This is a genomic window from Nocardia sp. CY41 (assembly GCF_009829325.1).
Taxonomy (GTDB): domain Bacteria; phylum Actinomycetota; class Actinomycetes; order Mycobacteriales; family Mycobacteriaceae; genus Nocardia.
This window is the reverse complement of the sequence record NZ_VUOS01000006.1, coordinates 311,406-327,710: the sequence shown is the minus strand read 5'-3', so window position 1 is coordinate 327,710 and position 16,305 is coordinate 311,406. Positions and strand designations below refer to the sequence as shown.

The window sequence follows — 16,305 nt, the reverse complement described above, 5'->3', positions numbered from 1 at the left end:
GTCGGGGCCGAACAACACCGGCCCGACGGTGGCCGCCGAGCCGGTGCGTCACGAATCGGACCGCGGGTCAGCCGATGATCGCGTTCATGATCGTGCCCGCACTCGTCGCCACCGCGCCACCGGCCATCGCGCTGGCGACCATCTTCGGCGACTGGAGAGTCCCGCCGTTCCATTTCTCCCACGCGAACCTGCCGCCGCCGTAGGTGATCGCCGTGATTCCGGACAACTGGACCAACCAGGTGAAGTAACGGCCCATCTGCATCAGTTTGTCCGCGAGCGGCGGCTCTTCCGCGGTCGGATTTTCGAACTGCGCGATCACGGTGTCGTGCAGCGCGGCGAGAATCATGCTCACGTTCGTGCTCCTTTTCGCATGCCGAGGTGATGCCGGAGACAGATTCGAGCGAAAGAACCGCGCCACCGTAGAATTCCGGCGCGCGACGGGCACTGCGACGCCCACGGCCGCTGATTCGGCGGTCCCGTGTCGCGTCCTGCTTCCCTGCCGGGGAAGTCGAGGCAAGATCGATTAGACCGCACGGTGCGCAGGTATTCTCCGCGACACACCGTTCCGCCCATGATCGAACTCACAGCCGTCTGCCGTGCCGCAGGAGGCTGCGAGCACTACGATTTCACTAGGTGCGGGACCGACATGTCGGTGCAGTGCGGCGCCGAACCTTCCGCTGAGATCACCGTGACCGCGGGGAGGGCACAATGCACACCGCTATTTTGATTCCACTGTTCATCACGCTGTTGATCGTCACCGCGACAGCCGTCGTGGCCGGTTATGCCACCGCTGTCGCCGCTTATTGGTACGAGCTGCGCTCCACCGAAAGACACGGCGGCAGGCCGAATATCTCACCGCGCTGACATTTCCTCGAACACGCCGAACGGGGCCGGGATCCTGCGACACCCCGGCCCGCCGTTCGTCCGATCAGACCGTTACGCCGGATTTCGCGATCACCGTCTCGCCGATCCACGGCAGTACCGCGTCCCGCACCCGCACCGTCCGCGGCAGCAGGCCGTTGGCGGCCAGCAGATCGGCCGCGTGCTGCTGTTCGTCGAGGAATTCCTCGGATACGGGTTCGACGCCGAAGGGCCTGCCGCGCAGCGCGGCCTCCCACGCGTCCAGGCTCGCGGTCCCGCCGCGGGCTGTCACGTCGTCGACGAAGTACCGGGCGGCCGCGCGCGGGTTGTCCTCGATCCACGCGTCCGACTGCTGCAAAGCGGTGATGATCGCCGTGAGCGCCGCGGGGTTGCCTTCGGCGAAGTCCCGGCGGGTGAACCACAGCGAGGGGTGGCTGAACAGCGACTCGGTGTCCACGAGCGTCCGCAGGTCGGCGGCCGCCTCGATCGCGGCCAGACCTGGGTACGCGCCGACCCAGGCGTCCAGATCGCCGCGCAGCAGCGCCGCGCCGCCGTCGTGCACGTCGGTGTCCACCGGCTCGATGTCCTTCCACGCCAGGCCCGCGCGGTCCAGCGCGAGCAGGGCGAGGGTGGTCTGCCAGGAACCGTGCGCGATGCCGACCCGCTTGCCCTTCAGATCCAGCACCGTCTCGATACCGGAATCGGCCCTGGTGACCAGGCGGCCGTTCTCCACCCGCGGCCCGGAGATGCCGACGTAGACGATGTCGCGTCCGTTGGCGAGCGCGGTCAGCGGCGGTGTGAAGCCCGTGCCGATGAAGTCGTAACCGCCCTCGAACAGGTGATCGGAATGCAGCGACGGTAGTCCCGATCGCGGGTCGACCGGCGCCGGGCGCGGCAGGTCACGCAGGTCCACCCATTCCACCTCGGGCAGCAGGTTCTCCAGGATGCCGCGGTGGCGCAGGACGAACAGGGAATTGTTGTGCGGGAAGTAGCCGACACGAATGGTCATGATCGCTCCTCGGTTCGGATGTGCGGCGCCGGTCAGATCAGGCCGCGGCGGCGGGCCTCGTCGGCGAGGCCGGTGCGGCTCCACTGCACCGCGAGATTGGACGGGTCGAATTCGACCGAGCCGCCGAGGGTTTCGGCGATCGCCTGATACTGCGCACCCTCCTCGAGCAGCACGACGAACTTCGCCAGCTCCAGCAGCCCCGCACGCCCGATGACGTTCGCACCGCCGTTGGCCTCGAAGATCGCGACCAGGTCCGGGTCCTCGACCAGCTGGGACAGGATGAAATCGCCCGCGCCGACGCTGCGGTCGATGTGCGGCGGGACGGCCCTGGACAGGGTGAGCCGCTGTGCGGCCGCGTAGCGGATCGGGAGCGTGCGATGAGTCTGCGCCCACCCGCCCAGCCACGGGGTGTGGATGTGCACCACGGAAGTGATCTCCGGATGCGCGCGGAACACCTTCGCGTACCCGGTGACGAATCCGGCGGAGCCGGTCCCGGACAGCACCTCACCGTCGAAAGTGGCGACCACCGGCGCGATGGTGCGGTCGTCGGCCCACGGCCCCGGCTCGTTCAGGGCGACGGCGATCTCCTCCCCCGGCACGCGTTCGACGAAGTTGACGGTGCCGTTGCCGGACACAGTGCCGGTCTCCCGGAACACCCGGAAGGCCTTCTCGGCGTCGCGGGTCGCGGCGGCGACGAAAGCGGTGACGGACTCCGGCAACCGGGTCTCGGTGGTGGTCATGATCTCTCCTGAATCATCGTGCGGGGGAAAGGGATGCGGCGGGAGCGGAGGCGGTGAGCCGGGATCGGCCCAGCAGCGGAAGCACTTCTTCGCCGACGCGGTACGCCTCTTCCAGATGCGGGTTGCCTGCGAGGATGAACGCGTCGACACCGAGGTCGATCAGCTCGTCGAGCCGCTGCGCGACCTGCTCGTAGCTGCCGACCAGGCCGAATGCCGGGCCGCCGCGGATCAGGCTGAAGCCGCACCAGACGTTGGGCTGGACTTCCAGGTCGCGGTAGCCGGTGATGGTCTCCGGCACCCATCCCTGGATGCGGGCGGCGCCGACCGAGTCGCCCTTGGCAGCCCGCTCGGCGGCGCCGCGGTCGACGAAGGCCCAGCCCTTCTCGATCTCCGCCCAGGCCGCCTCCTCGGTGTGCCGGGCCAGTACGTCGATGCGGACAGCGAACTTCGGTGTGCGGCCGGTGGTTTCGGCGTGAGCGCGCACGCCGTCGAACTTGGCGCGCAGGTCGGCGACCGGCTCCAGCCAGGACAGGTAGTAGTCGGCGTGCCTGCCCGCCGCCCGCACCGCGGCGGCCGAGGACCCGGAGAAGTACACCTCGGGAAACGGCTGTCCGGCGATGCCCGGGGCGAGCGCGGCGCCTCGAGTCCGGAAGAACCGGCCGTCGTGGTCGTACGGGTCGCCGTCCCACACGCCGCGCAGCACGTCGAGGAACTCGCTGGTGCGGGCGTAGCGATCGTCGTGCGCGACCTTGTCGCCCCACCACAGCTGGGCGGGCCCGCCGCCGCCGCTGATGATGTTGTAGACCAGCCTGCCGCCGGTCGCCCGCTGCAGGCTCGCAGACATCCGCGCCGCCTGCACCGGATGCAAGAAGCCGGGCTGGAACGCGACCATGAAACGGTAAGTGGTGGTCTCCCTGGCCAGCGCCGCCGCGACCGCCCACGGGTCGTCGGTCACCGGGAACGAAGGCAGCAGGCCGCCGAGGAAACCGGCCGATTCGGAGGCCCTCGCCACCGCCGCCATGTGGTCGATGTAGCCGTAGCCGTCGAGGGCGCCGCCACGGATGGCGGGTGCGATATTGCCCGGTCCGTAGCCGTTGGCGTGGCCGCGGTTGTAACGGCGCGGCGTACGCAGCGACGCGTGGTCGCCCTCCATGCCGATGCGCCAGTAGATGTCGATGGTCATGCGGTTGCCTCCTGCGCGGTCAGGGTGCGGCCGACCGGGTCGGCGAGGAACAAGAGGTGCTCGCCCGTTCGGTGCAGTTCCTCGATATGCGGGTGTCCGGAGAGCACCACGCTGTCGATGCCTGCCTCGGAGTAGGAGGAAAGGTGTTGCGCCACTTGCGCGTAGCTGCCGACGATGCCGATGGCGGCGGTGTAGCCGAGGTCGGCGAATCCGGCCCAGCGGCCGTCGCCGAGATCGTGCTCGAGTGCGTCCGGGCCGTCCGGGTGCACCTCGCGCCACTGCCGATCGACGCGGGCCCAGGCCTCCTCCTCGGTTTCCCGCGCGATGACCGGAAGTTCCAGCCCGGCGCGTACCGTCCGTCCCGCCGCGGTCGCGCGCTCCCGCAAGGCGGCGATCGCGGTGCCGACGCCCGCCGCGGTCTCGGTGAAGACGTGCACGTCACCGTATTCGGCCGAGAGCTCCAGCGCGGCCGCGGAATGGCCGGTCAGATAGACGGTTGGAAACGGCAGCCCGGACAGGATGCCGCGGAAACCGCCGTCGATCACGTCGTAGTGCGCGCCTTCGTAGTGGAACCCGGTGCCGGCGAATCCCGCCGAGGGCACCGGGGCCTCGTTCCATACGCCCCGGGCGACGGTGAGGAACTCCGCGGCCCTGGCGTAGCGGTCGTCTCCGGTGACGCGATCGCCGCGTGCCCGCGCGTCGACGGGATCGGTGTCCACGGCCAGTTGCCAGGCGAGGCGCCCGCCCGAGATGCGTTGCAGGGTGGCGGAGATCTTCGCCGCGTAGACCGGCGTGCCGAACGCGGGCTGGAATTCGACGACGACGCGGGAGTACCGGGTGCCGCGCAGCGCACCGCCCGCCACGAGCCACGATTCCTCGCCCTGCGGGTCGTAGGGGGCCAGCACCCCGTCCAGCCCGGCCAGCTCGGCGGCATCGATGATCTGGGCGAGGTCGTCGAACGGACCGAAGTGCCCCGGCCGCGGATCGGTCGCCGGCGTCGGTGAGGCCGGGCCGCCGAATCCGCCGCGATTGCGTCGTCCCGCAGGGGCATGGCGGCCGTCACCTCGGGAAGGCAAGCGCCACAGGAACTCCGTCATGCGGGGACCTTCCCCGACTCGACGAGTTCGCTGGCCCGGGCCAGCGGCTCGTGCGCCACCCAGGAGTCCAGGTCGAAGTCGGCGGCGAGGAACCCGTGTGTGTAGAGGAATTGCTTCTGCACGCCGAGCAATTCGATCCGCTCCTCCGACAATGCCGGGTGCAGATCCCGGTGGAAGTTCTCGCCGTAGGCCGCGACCACGCCCTCCGGGCCGGACAATGTCTCGCGCTGCAGCACATCGCGGACACCGGCCAGATTGCCCGCGGCCCAGTCGGCGGCGCGCAGGCTCTGCGCCAGGAATTCGACGACCAGCTCCGGGCGCGACTCCAGGAGGTCGGAGTGCACGGTGATCGGCCGCGGCGTGCCGTTGTTGACCCGGAAGCGTCGCGCTTCGGCGGCGTCCAGGTCCACCGCGACGCGCAGGCCGTGCTCCCGCGCGACCTCCTGTGCCCGAGCGCCTTTGACATAGATGGCATCCACCTCGCCGCGCAGCAGTTCCTCGACACCCCAGGTGACGACGCGGCGGTTCACCTGGACCTCCGTACGAACCTGCGGATCGCGCTCCACACCGATCTCGACCACGCGCACGTCGGCGAGTGTGTGGCCACCGAGCCGCAGGGCGTTCGCGAAACCGTGCAGGGCCATGGCGCGGGGGAAGCTGCGCGCCTGGTCCTGCGCCCACGCCGGTACGCCGACGCGCAGCCCGGCCAGCTCGCCGGGGCCGCCGACGGAGGACTGCGGACCGACCAGGATGGCCTGCGCCTCATCGATCCAAGTCAAGCCGATCAACCGGGTCGGCGAGCCCTGGGCGCGCGCCGCCAGTGCCGGGACGTTGCCGCCCTCGCGGATCAGTCCGGCCAGATCGTGCAGGAAGTGGTGGCCGGCCAGCTCCGGCCCCGCATCCTGGAGGACGCCGAACTCCAGACCGGCTCGCGCAGCGGCGTCGCCGAGCCAGCCGAGGCTGTGCGCGAGCCCGCTCGCGGTGGGCACCGGGCAGCGGGTGTACCAGAGGGTGTCGGTCATGAGGCACTCCTTGGAGCGGGCGTGGTACGGCCCACGCCGAGCTGAGTGAGGAAAAGGGATTGGTAACGCAAGGTCTCGGGGTCGGCGCGGTCGCGCGGGCGGGCCACGTCGATGGCGACGTCCACGGCGAAGCGCCCCTGGTCCAGGATCAGCACGCGGTCGGCCAGGCGAATCGCCTCGTCGACGTCGTGGGTCACCATGAGCACCGCCGGACGATGCCGGGCGACCAGGTCGCCGACCAGATCCTGCATCTGCAGGCGGGTCAGCGCGTCCAGGGCCGCGAAAGGCTCGTCCAACAACAGTAATTCGGGTTCCCGGACCAGGGCGCGGGCCAGCGCCGCGCGCTGCGCCTCGCCACCGGAGAGCGTGGCGGGCCATTGCCGGGCTTTGCCGTCGAGGTTGACCTCGGCCAGCGCGCGCAGCCCGGCTTCGCGGTGCTGCCGGGAACGGCGCTGCCCCACGACGACGTTCGCCAGCACCCGTTTCGAGGGAATCAGCCGCGGTTCCTGGTAGACGGTGGTGCGGCGGCCGGGCACGAGGACCCGTCCCGCGTCCGGTGCCTCGAGGCCGGTGAGCAGGCGCAGCAGGGTGGTCTTGCCGGTGCCGCTCGGCCCGAGCAGGACGACGAACTCGCCGCGCCGGATGGTCAGATCCACGCCGTCGAGCACTGTCTTCGCGCCGAACGACTTGCGCAGGCCGGAGATCGAAACGGCGACCGGTTCCTCCGTCGCCGGCGCGGTGGTCACCTCGGCTCCGAGTTGTTCGGTGACGGCGGTCATCGGATCGCCACCTGCCCGCGCCAGGGCATCGCGAACCGCTCCGCCAACCGCACCAGTCCGTCGAAGACCAACCCGAGCAGCGCGTACAACACGACGCACAGCACCATGTAGTCGGTGCGGTTGTACTCCTGGGCCAGCGTGACCAGGTAGCCCACGCCTTCCCTGGTGCCAACCTGCTCGGCCGCGATGAGACCGGTGATGCTGATCGACAGGCACACCCGCAGCGCCATCAGCACGCCGGGCAGGGCCGAGGGCAGGATGACTTCGAGCACCAGCCGCGGGCCGGTGAGCCCGAAACTGCGCGCGGCCTCGACCATCTTGCGATCGACGTTGCGCACGCCGAGGTAGGTGTAGGCGTACATCGGCGCCACCGTCGCGACGGCGATGAGCAACACCTTGTACAGCTCATCGATGCCGAACCAGGCGATGAACAGCGGCACCAGCGCCAGGAACGGCACCGCGCGCAGGATCTGCATCGTCGAATCGACCAATTCCTCACCGAGACTCGACAGCCCCGACACGAGACCGAGCGTCAGGCCGATGGCCACCCCGATGCCGACGCCGAAGGCGGCGCGCGCGAACGACGCGACCGCGAAGTCGAGCAACTGGCCGGTGCCGAGCAGCTCGGTGAACGCCGTCCACACCGCGGGCGGGCCCGCCAGCACGCGCTCGGAGAGCGCTCCGGTCGCGGAGCCCGTCCACCAGCCCGCGACGATCAGGGCGGGAAGCAGGAACCGCAGTGGCACCGAAAGCCAAGCGGGCCTGCGCTTTCCGGCCCGGCTACGGGGCGGGGCGAGCTCGGTGGGCGCAGGCCCCGCCATGGGGATCACCGCCATCTCAGCTGCCCGCCTGGATCGAGGCCAGCTGCTCGGGCGTCAGCCGGGACTTCAAGTCGTAGAAGATGTCGGCGGCGGTGATCTTGCGGTTGATGACGCCGTTGTCGAAGAAGGTGTTCACCACGTCGGCCAAGGCGGTGGCGTCCGCCTCGTTCGGCAGGTGCGGGACCGTGGCCTCGCCGCCCACCCGGTGGGCGTCGGCGAGTCGCGCGCCCGACAGTGCGCGCGGACCGGTCTTCTCGAAGACGTTCTCGAAGGCGGCGGGGTCGGCGCGCTGCTTCACCGTGAGATCCTGCAGCACGTCCAGGTACTTCGCCGCCACATCCGGGCGCTGCTCGAGCACCTCGGTGCGGAACACGACGACCGTGTTGTCGTTGGATCCGATGCTCTTCTCGGTGGCGATCTCGACGCCGCCGTTGGCCTTCGCCTCCTGGTAGGGCACCAGGAACGAGGCCCAGCCGTCCACCTTGCCGGTGGCGAACGCCGAGGCGGCGTCCTTCTGCTGGAGCGGCACCCGGGTGACCTTGTCGGCCGGGACGCCCGCTTGCGCCAGCGCTTTCAAGAGGATGTATTCGCCTTTGGCGGCGGGATTCACCGCGACGCGCTTACCGGCCAGGTCGGCCACCGAGTGCACACCCGATTCCGGGGTCACGATGATGCCGCTCTGGTCCTTGCCCGCCGGATCCTGCACCGCGACGATCCGCACGCCGACGTCTTTGGACAGCGCGCCCACCACGGGGCTGAACGCCGCACCGGAGACGTCGAGTTCCTTGGTGTTGAACAATTTCAGGTTGGAGCTGAAGCCGGGGGTGATGGTGACCCACTCGATCTTCGCGCCGAGCGGCGCCAGCGCCGCGTCGAAGGTGCCGTCGCGCTTGCCGACCGCCAGCGGACCGGAGTTCCCCGGGTCGGCGACCTTCAGCACGAAGGAGGCGCCCGCGCCGGTGTCTGCGCCGGTATCCGAACCACACGCGGCGACGAGTGCGACGAGGGGAACGATCGCTAGCGCGATGCGCATGAGGGCTTGCCGCCACATCGTGAGGACTCCTTGTCCGTTGTCGATCAATGCTCTCGGAGAGTAGGGACGGCGGCGCGGCGTCACGAGGTAATGCTTTCCGAAGATCGGAAAGCTTGACATATCCAGGACGCTGTACTGGTCGGCTTTGATCCGTGAACGAGGGCCTCCGACTGCAAAGGAGGAAGACAGTGCCCTGATCGTTTTCCGCATATTGGAAAAGCCGAACCTTCTGGCCCCCAACCGCTGTGTTACCGTCGCAGTCGTGGAACCCTCCGGCGTGCAGACCGTCACCCGCGCCCTGTCGGTCTTGGACTGCTTTCGCGACGGCCGGGAGCGCGGCGTCTCGGAGGTGGCGCGGCAGCAGGGTCTCGCCGTCAGCACCACCCACCGGCTACTGGCCACGCTCGTGCAGGTGGGCTTCCTGGAGAAGAACGCCGAATCCAGCCGGTACCGCATGGGCGGCGCGCTGGCGGAGTGGGGGCAGATCGCCTATCGCCAGCACCGGATCTACCTCGCCGAGCCGTGTCTGGAGCAGCTCGCGGGCACCACCGGGGCCAGCTGCTCGGTCGCCACCCGCCATGGCATCCATGCCGTATTGCTCGGCACCAGCCGGTGGCGGGAGACCGACGGGCACGCCCTGCAGGGCGTGCGACTGCCGTTGCACGCCAGCGCGCTCGGCAAGGCGCTGCTCGCCTGGTCCGAGGTCACCGACGAGCAACTGCGCGAGCTCCCGTACGACGAGGGCACCGAGCGCTCGGTGTCCGGGCCCGGCGAGCTGCGCGCCGAATTGGTGATCACGCGCGAGCGCGGATACGCCTACAACGACGAGGAACTCGATCCCGGTTTCCGCACCATCGGTCTGCCCATCCTGGATCCGGCAGGCCGCTGCCGGTTCGCGCTCGGCCTGCGCGGTCCCACGACGCTGATGATCCCCGAACGCGTGCCGTTCTTCGTCGAACTCGCCAAGGTCACCGCGCAGGAGATCGCGGCCAGGTTCGCCGCTGCGGAGTAGCCGTCCGCAAAAGGGACGATCCGGTCGAAAGACCCCAGGAGCGAACGAGCCACCCTATTCTTGACGCGTAATGCACAGGGCGGGGTCCTCATTCGGCGGCGACAGCAGCCCACGCCGGTGACGGCCGGCGTCACCGGGGAAGGGAGTTGCATGCCGAACGGTCAGGCGCGGGCGCGCGCCGGGGTCTCCAGCAAGCTCGACACGAGCCTCGCGCACGAGGCGCGGGTCTACGACTACTGGCTCGGCGGCAAGGACAATTACCCCGCCGATCGCGCGCTCGGCGACACCGTCGCCATGCACATCCCCGCCATCCGCGACATGGCGCGCGCCAATCGCGCGTTCCTCGGCCGGGCGGTGCGCCATCTGGCCCGCGACGCGGGCATCGCCCAGTTCCTCGACATCGGCACCGGCCTCCCCACCGCGGGCAACACGCACGAAGTGGCCCAGCGGATCGATCCGGCCGCGCGCGTGCTCTACGTCGACAACGACCCGCTCGTGCTCGCCCATGCCCGAGCCCTGATGGCGAGCACCCCGCAGGGCAGAATCGACTTCCTCGACGCCGACCTGCGGGATCCGCACGCCATCCTGGACGCGCCCGCACTGGCCGAGACCTTCGACCCGGACCGGCCCATCGCGATTCTGCTGGTCGCGGTCATGATGTTCTTCGACGACAGCGAGGATCCGCTCGGCGTCGTCGGCCGGCTGCTGGACGCGGCGCCGTCCGGCAGTTATCTGGTGCTCACCCATTTCACGGAAGATTTCGACGCGCGGGCCACGGCGCGCGCGGTGGCCGCCGCCCGGCAGGCCGGGATCGCGTTCCGCCCCCGCAGCCGCACGGAGACCGAATCCTTCTTCATTGGAACCCAACTCGTCGAGCCGGGTGTCGTTCCGGTCGACGCTTGGCGTCCGGACACGGACGCCGCCCCGGCCCAGGAGCGTTCCGCCTGGTACTGGGCCGGCGTCGGGCGCAAGCCCTGAGCGGCGTTTGAGCCGACGCCGTTCGGCAATCACGTCGGGGGAACCGGCGGCTGCGGACGGCGAGGTGGTGGACACATGGTCGAAGACGTCGAGAAGCGCTGGCGCGATCCGCGCGGATTCCGCCGCGCGGCGACCTACGTCGCCTCCGTGCTCGCCACCGCCGGGCTGGTCTTCCTGTTGAGCGTGCTGTGGGCCGCGCAGCGCGAGTGCGCGGACGCGGACAGGTTGCTGTGCGACAGCGCCGCACAGCTCGCGGTGGTGCTCGGCCCGGCGGTGGTCCTGCTGATCGGCGGCATCGGCGCCTTCATCGAGACCTACGTGCAGTGGCGCCGCGGCCGGACCTGGCCCATCTGGCAGGGCGCAGGCTGGTTCCTGTTCATCCTGATGGTCGTCTACCTGGGGATCGGCGGCGGCGCGGCCGCCGGTTGATCAGTCGGCGACCCGCACGACCACCTTGCCGAAATTGCGGCCCTCCAGCATGCCGATGAACGCCTCTGGCGCGGCGGCCAAGCCGGACACGACGTCCTCGAGATAGCGCACGCGACCATCGGCGACCCACTCCCCCATCTCGCGCAGAAAGTCCGGGTACAGCTCGCTGACGAATTCGGTTTGGATGAATCCGCGCACCGTGAGGCTCTTGGTCAGGATGCGTCCGTAGAAGGCGGGCAGTCGGTCGGGGCCGTCCGGGGCGCCGGTCGCGTTGTAATTCGCGATCAGCCCGCAGACGGGCACGCGCGCGTAGGAGTTCAGCAGCGGGAAGACCGCGTCGGCCACCGCGCCGCCGACGTTCTCGAAGTAGACGTCGATGCCGTCGGGAACCGCCGCCGCCAGCTGGTCGGCGAAATCGGGGGCGCGGTGGTCGAGCGCGACGTCGAAGCCGAGTTCGTTCAGGTAGGCGACCTTGCGCGGGCCGCCGGCGATGCCCACCGTGCGCGTGCCGCCGATCTTCGCGATCTGGCCGACGGCCGAGCCGACCGGCCCGGTGGCCGCGGCGACCACCAGCGTCTCGCCCGGCTGCGGTCGGCCGATCTTGCGCAGTCCCGCGTAGGCGGTGAAACCCGGCATGCCGAGCACCCCCAGCGCGGTGGAGATCGGAGCATTGCCCGTGTCGAGCTTGCGGACCAAGCGCGCCGGGGTGACGTCATGGGTCTGCCACCCCGAATAGGCCAGCACCACATCGCCTTTCGCGACCGACGGGTCGCGGGATTCGAGCACCTCGGCGACGGTGCCGCCGACCATCACCCCGCCGATCTCCACCGGATCGGCGTAGGACTCGGCCGAGCTCATCCGGCCGCGCATGTACGGGTCCAGCGACAGGTACAGGGTGCGCAACAGCACGTCGCCCTCGGCCGGAGCGGGGAGTTCCGCGGTCTCGGTCCGGAAATTATCGGGGGTGGGCGCACCCACCGGCCGGGAAGCAAGCACGATTCGCGTCGACTCGACCATGCGCCCACCCTAGCCGCGGGTGCGGGCGCCGGACGCCCGCACCCGCCCGTGTCCGGCGATCACCAGGACGGCGATTTCGGCCCGAGGAACAGGCCGCCGTTCACCTCCAGCGTCTGGCCGGTGACCCAGCGTCCGTCGTCGGAGGCGAAGAAAGCCACCGCGTCGGCGATGTCCGACCCGCGGCCGACGCGCTCGAGCGCGGTCATGCCCGCCACACCGGAGATCGCGCCGTCGTTGGTGTGCAGCCAGGAATTCATGTCGGTGTCGGTGATGCCGGGCGAGACCGTGTTCACCGTGATCCCGCGCGGCCCCAGCGTGTTGGCCAGTGATCGGCCGAGCACGTTGAGCGCGCCCTTGGTCATGCCGTAGACGACCTCCGGCGTGGCGAACCAGGTGACGCCGGAGGAGATGTTGACGATGCGTCCGCCGTCGCGCAGCAACGGCAGCGCCCGCTGGACGATGAACAACGGCGCCCGCACGTTGACCGCGAACAACCGGTCGAAGTGCTCGGGCGTGGCCTGCTCGACCGTGGCGTCGTAGGCGATGATCGCGGCGTTGTTGACCAGGATGTCCAGCGGCCGGTCACCGAGTCCTGCGGTGAGTTCGCCGAACAGTTGGTCGATGTCCCCGTCCCGGCCCAGTTCGGCGCGCACCGGGAACGCCCGGCCGCCCGCGCGCCGGATCGCCGCCACCGTGGCTTCCGCGGCCTCCACGTTCGTGCCGTAATGCACGGCGACCTCGGCGCCGTCGGCGGCCAAACGCTCGGCGATAGCCCGGCCTATCCCCCGCGAGGCGCCGGTCACCAGGGCGGTCTTTCCGTTCAAGTCGGTCATTCTGCACTCCCGCATTGTTGTTATGTAACGTTCCCTAACATCGCTGGAGCGCGCTACGGTATTCCCGTGGGACCGAAACGCCGCGCCGCCGCGGACACCAAGGAGCACATCCTCGCCGTCGCGCGGGAGCTGTTCTACCAGGACGGAATTCGCGCGACCGGCGTGGACCGCGTCGCAGCCGAGGCGAACGTCGCACCGCCCACCCTCTACCGCATCTTCGGCTCCAAGGACGAGCTGGTCGCCGCGTATCTCGAGCGAGAGGACCACCGGTACCGGGAGTGGTTCCGCGCGGCGGCGGCCGGGAAGGGGTCGCGCGAGCGCATCCTCGCCCTGTTCGACGCGCTGGCCGAGCAGGTGCGCCCCGAATCCTGCCGCGGCTGCCCCTTCCTCATCGCGCTCGGGGAATTGCCCGACCACGACGCGCTCGGTCACCGAAACGCTGTGACAATGAAGCACTGGGTGCGGGCGCAACTCGGCGCGCTGGCCGGCGAGCTGGCGGCCACCGTGCCGATGGACGATCCACCGGCGCTCGCCGACCAGCTGATGCTGCTGATGGAAGGCGTCTACGCTACGACACAGGCATTCGGACCGACCGGTCCGGCGGCTCGGGCCCGTTCTCTGGTCGAGGCGCTGCTTCCCCGCGAGCCGGCCTGATCGCGCGACAGGTTCGCCACACACACGCGGCCGACCACCGGTGGAACTGCACGCCGCGGTCACGAGCGATCCGACGCCTACCATCGGTCATTTCCTGCCGAGTGGCGGAAACCGCTCTCCGAGAAGATTTTTGCGACGAGCGTACGGAACATCGACTCGAGCGAACGAGACATTGGCGCGGCGGCCGCGGATTCGTAGCGTCGAAACCATGACCTTGGACATCGGCATCATCCTGCCCACTTCGACGCCCGACCCCGCGCAGCCCATCCTGGGTGACGTACGCGCCGCCGCCCGCCTCGCCGAGCAGAGCGGACTGGACTCGGTGTGGTCCACCGACCATCTCGTCGCCGGCGCGCCGATCCTGGACAGCACCGTGGTGCTGGCCACCGCCGCCGCCGCGACCGACCGGATCCGCATCGGCTACGGCGTGCTGCTGCTGGCGTTGCGGCCGGTCGCTTGGGCCGCGAAGCAGATCGCCACGCTGCAGTATGTATCCGGCGATCGGCTGATCCTCGGTGTCGGCACGGGCAACCCCGCGCACGGGGATGTCGGTTGGCTCGCGGCCGGTGCGTCCTTCGCCGAGCGCGGCCGTCGCACGGACGAGGCGCTGCGCGTCCTGCCCGACCTGGTCACCGGGCGACCCACCACACTCGCGGACGGCACCGAGGTCGCGCTGGCACCCGGTGCGACCATGCCGCCGGTGCTGGTCGCGGGCGACGGCAAGCGGGCGCGGCGCCGTGCCGCCGCCTTCGCCGACGGCTGGGTCGCCATCGGACTCGAGCCGCACCGGATCGGCGCCGCAGCGGCGGAATTGGCTTCGCTCGCCGAGGAATACGGCCGCCCGCCGCTCACCGTGACGGTCGTGGCGCCTGCGCTGGCCACCGATCCCGGCCAGGCGGCCGAGCAAATGGCCGCCTACGCCGAGGCCGGCGCGGCACGCGTCGTCCTCGCCCCGTCCGGGCCGCGGTGGGAGGCCGGCTACGAGTTCGCCGCGAAGATCAAGGCCCAGCTCTGATCGCGGTGCTCATCCGCCGCACAACAGTCCCACTCCGAGGCCGAGCAGCACCGCCGCGATCAGCGAATCCAGCACCCGCCAAGCCCGCGGACGGGTGAACAGCGGACCGACCAGGCGCGCACCGAAGCCGAGAGCGGTGAACCAGAGCACGCTGGCCAGCATCGCCCCCGCGCCGAGAAACCAGCGATCCGGACTCGCATAGGTGCTGGCGAAGGACCCCAGCAACACCACGGTGTCCAGGTAGACGTGCGGATTGAGCCAGGTCAGTGCCAGGGTGGTCGCCACCGTCGCGCCGAGTGCCGCGGTGGCCCGCCCCGCTTCGGTGCGCAGCGCCGCGGCGCCGAACGCCCGCCTGACCGCCAGGACCGCATAGCCGATCAGAAACGCCGCGCCCCCGTACCGCGCCACCACGAGCACCGCGGGAGCCGACTCGACGACCACGCCGAAGCCGGCGACGCCGACCGCGATCAGCACGATGTCGGATACCGCGCACACCGCCACCACCGCGTGCACATGCCTGCCGCTGATCCCTTGACGCAGCACGAACGCGTTCTGCGCGCCGATCGCCACGATCAGCGACAACCCGAAGCCCAAACCGGAGGCGGCGGCCAGCGCCGCGGAGGAAACGCTCACGTCCAGCGACGCTAAGGGCGCGGATTGCACCCAGGCAAGCTAAAGATTCTTAAGTATCATTAGCATTCCTTGATATGGATCTGCAACTCGACCAGCTTCGCGCACTCGACGCCGTGATCACCGAGGGGACTTTCGACGCCGCGGCGCGGCGCTTGAGCGTGACAGCGTCGGCGGTCAGCCAGCGCATCAAGGCGCTGGAGGACGCCGCGGGCCGGATCCTCGTGCAACGCACGAAACCGGTGCGCGCCACCGAATCCGGGCTGGCGGTGCTCCGGCTGGCCAGGCAGATCCAGTTGCTGTCGGGAGACACCGCGCGCGAGCTCGGCGGCGAGCCCGCCGACGGTCCGATCCGGGTGCCGATCGCGGTCAACGCCGACTCGCTGGAGACCTGGGTGCTACCCGCTCTCGGCCGCGCGCCGCGCGGCGTGTGCTTCGAGATCCATCGCGAGGACGAGGAGCACACCACGCGCCTGCTGCGCGACGGCACCGTGATGGCGGCGATCACCTCGACCGCGCAACCGGTGCAGGGCTGCAAGGTAGAGCGGCTCGGCGCGATCCGGTACCGGCCGATGGCCAGCCCGCAGTTCGCCGCCACCTGGTTCGCCGACGGCCCGACCGCGAAAGCGTATGCCGCCGCTCCGGTAGTGCTGTTCGATCGCAAGGACGACCTACAAGATCGCCTGTTGCGCAGACGCAGTCGCAAACCGCTGGATCCGCCGCGCCATTACGTGCCGTCCTCCACGGGATTCGCCGAGGCGGTCCGGCTGGGGCTCGGCTGGGGCATGCTGCCCGACCTGCAGACCCACGAGGACCAGGCCACCGGCCGCTTGGTCTCGATCGATCCCCGCGCTGTCATCGATGTCCCGCTGTACTGGCAGCAGTGGCGGCTGGACTCCCCTGCCCTCGGCGCCGTTGCCGCCACCATCGCGGCCGAAGCGGCGGACGTGCTGCGCTGAATACGAATTGTGCTGCTCGGCAACATGTTCCGTTTCGTGACACCGCCGGGACAGTGGTGCGAGCACCCCGACCCGGCGGCGCCGTATCCGAGAAGGTGCGACCGTGGGCACGGTAGCACCGCCTGTTTGTTCGGAGCCTCGAGCGAGTTGGATGGGTTCTCGACAGCAAATCCGTCCGGCGCGATGGCATTCGACGCAGCGGTGGGCTGCCGCGTGACGCAGCACCGCGGCGA

The 16,305-nt window shown here is 70.0% G+C and carries 19 protein-coding genes; 7 read left to right on the top strand and 12 right to left on the bottom strand.

Annotation, left to right across the window (positions count from 1 at the left end; translation table 11 throughout):
• Positions 1-67: 67 nt before the first annotated feature.
• A complete protein-coding gene (locus tag GVY64_RS08275; protein ID WP_043736702.1) occupies positions 68-346 on the bottom strand; it encodes a hypothetical protein in 279 nt (92 codons plus the stop codon).
• Positions 347-708: 362 nt separating this feature from the next.
• Here GVY64_RS08275 and GVY64_RS08270 point away from each other — a divergent pair, with 362 nt between their 5' ends.
• The gene (locus GVY64_RS08270; protein WP_159839985.1) at positions 709-864 is read left to right on the top strand and encodes a hypothetical protein; all 156 of its coding nucleotides are present in this window, start codon (positions 709-711) and stop codon (positions 862-864) included.
• Between the two features lie 64 nt (positions 865-928).
• Here the strand turns inward: GVY64_RS08270 and GVY64_RS08265 are convergent, their stop codons facing one another.
• The 8 genes from GVY64_RS08265 to GVY64_RS08230 are packed head-to-tail and all read right to left on the bottom strand — an operon-like array spanning position 929 to position 8,563.
• A complete protein-coding gene (locus tag GVY64_RS08265; protein ID WP_159839984.1) occupies positions 929-1,870 on the bottom strand; it encodes an ABC transporter substrate-binding protein in 942 nt (313 codons plus the stop codon).
• Between the two features lie 32 nt (positions 1,871-1,902).
• On the bottom strand, positions 1,903-2,610 hold the full coding sequence (locus tag GVY64_RS08260; protein WP_159839983.1) for a class II aldolase/adducin family protein: 708 nt from the start codon (positions 2,608-2,610) through the stop codon (positions 1,903-1,905).
• A gap of 13 nt (positions 2,611-2,623) precedes the next feature.
• Positions 2,624-3,793, bottom strand: coding sequence for an LLM class flavin-dependent oxidoreductase (locus GVY64_RS08255; RefSeq protein WP_159839982.1), 1,170 nt, complete (start codon positions 3,791-3,793; stop codon positions 2,624-2,626).
• Positions 3,790-4,890: an LLM class flavin-dependent oxidoreductase gene (locus GVY64_RS08250; RefSeq protein WP_159839981.1), complete on the bottom strand. Its 1,101-nt coding sequence runs from the start codon at positions 4,888-4,890 to the stop codon at positions 3,790-3,792. The genes GVY64_RS08255 and GVY64_RS08250 overlap by 4 nt, the downstream gene beginning before the upstream one ends.
• Positions 4,887-5,912 (bottom strand): ABC transporter substrate-binding protein, encoded by a 1,026-nt coding sequence (locus GVY64_RS08245; protein ID WP_159839980.1) that lies wholly within the window; start codon positions 5,910-5,912, stop codon positions 4,887-4,889. Before GVY64_RS08245 ends, GVY64_RS08250 begins: the two co-directional genes overlap by 4 nt.
• Positions 5,909-6,691 (bottom strand): ABC transporter ATP-binding protein, encoded by a 783-nt coding sequence (locus tag GVY64_RS08240; protein ID WP_159839979.1) that lies wholly within the window; start codon positions 6,689-6,691, stop codon positions 5,909-5,911. Before GVY64_RS08240 ends, GVY64_RS08245 begins: the two co-directional genes overlap by 4 nt.
• A complete protein-coding gene (locus tag GVY64_RS08235) occupies positions 6,688-7,527 on the bottom strand; it encodes an ABC transporter permease (RefSeq protein WP_159839978.1) in 840 nt (279 codons plus the stop codon). The genes GVY64_RS08240 and GVY64_RS08235 overlap by 4 nt, the downstream gene beginning before the upstream one ends.
• A gap of 1 nt (position 7,528) precedes the next feature.
• Positions 7,529-8,563 (bottom strand): NrtA/SsuA/CpmA family ABC transporter substrate-binding protein, encoded by a 1,035-nt coding sequence (locus tag GVY64_RS08230; RefSeq protein ID WP_159840074.1) that lies wholly within the window; start codon positions 8,561-8,563, stop codon positions 7,529-7,531.
• Positions 8,564-8,807: 244 nt separating this feature from the next.
• On the opposite strand from GVY64_RS08230, the gene GVY64_RS08225 reads away from it, so the two are divergent.
• The 3 genes from GVY64_RS08225 (at position 8,808) to GVY64_RS08215 (ending at position 10,964) form a co-directional block, all read left to right on the top strand.
• Entirely contained in the window at positions 8,808-9,557 is a 750-nt protein-coding gene (locus GVY64_RS08225) for an IclR family transcriptional regulator (RefSeq protein WP_159839977.1), read from the top strand.
• A gap of 150 nt (positions 9,558-9,707) precedes the next feature.
• Complete coding sequence (locus GVY64_RS08220; protein ID WP_159839976.1) at positions 9,708-10,535, top strand: SAM-dependent methyltransferase; 828 nt, start codon at positions 9,708-9,710, stop codon at positions 10,533-10,535.
• Between the two features lie 75 nt (positions 10,536-10,610).
• Complete coding sequence (locus GVY64_RS08215) at positions 10,611-10,964, top strand: hypothetical protein (RefSeq protein ID WP_159839975.1); 354 nt, start codon at positions 10,611-10,613, stop codon at positions 10,962-10,964.
• On the opposite strand, the gene GVY64_RS08210 is transcribed toward GVY64_RS08215, so the two are convergent.
• The gene (locus tag GVY64_RS08210; RefSeq protein ID WP_159839974.1) at positions 10,965-11,981 is read right to left on the bottom strand and encodes an NADP-dependent oxidoreductase; all 1,017 of its coding nucleotides are present in this window, start codon (positions 11,979-11,981) and stop codon (positions 10,965-10,967) included. It abuts the gene before it with no gap.
• Positions 11,982-12,040: 59 nt separating this feature from the next.
• Positions 12,041-12,814, bottom strand: coding sequence for an SDR family NAD(P)-dependent oxidoreductase (locus tag GVY64_RS08205; RefSeq protein WP_159839973.1), 774 nt, complete (start codon positions 12,812-12,814; stop codon positions 12,041-12,043).
• Between the two features lie 66 nt (positions 12,815-12,880).
• Here GVY64_RS08205 and GVY64_RS08200 point away from each other — a divergent pair, with 66 nt between their 5' ends.
• Both GVY64_RS08200 and GVY64_RS08195 read left to right on the top strand, forming a co-directional pair.
• Positions 12,881-13,468 carry a TetR/AcrR family transcriptional regulator gene (locus GVY64_RS08200; protein WP_236566696.1) on the top strand — a complete coding sequence of 196 codons (588 nt, stop codon included), beginning with the start codon at positions 12,881-12,883 and terminating at the stop codon, positions 13,466-13,468.
• A 208-nt stretch (positions 13,469-13,676) separates the two neighbouring features.
• The gene (locus tag GVY64_RS08195) at positions 13,677-14,483 is read left to right on the top strand and encodes an LLM class flavin-dependent oxidoreductase (protein ID WP_159839971.1); all 807 of its coding nucleotides are present in this window, start codon (positions 13,677-13,679) and stop codon (positions 14,481-14,483) included.
• A gap of 9 nt (positions 14,484-14,492) precedes the next feature.
• Here GVY64_RS08195 and GVY64_RS08190 read toward each other — a convergent pair whose 3' ends face one another.
• Positions 14,493-15,116: a LysE/ArgO family amino acid transporter gene (locus GVY64_RS08190; protein WP_236566695.1), complete on the bottom strand. Its 624-nt coding sequence runs from the start codon at positions 15,114-15,116 to the stop codon at positions 14,493-14,495.
• Positions 15,117-15,190: 74 nt separating this feature from the next.
• Between GVY64_RS08190 and GVY64_RS08185 the strand changes: the two genes are divergently transcribed.
• The gene (locus GVY64_RS08185; RefSeq protein ID WP_159839970.1) at positions 15,191-16,072 is read left to right on the top strand and encodes a LysR family transcriptional regulator ArgP; all 882 of its coding nucleotides are present in this window, start codon (positions 15,191-15,193) and stop codon (positions 16,070-16,072) included.
• The last annotated feature ends 233 nt before the right edge of the window (positions 16,073-16,305 follow it).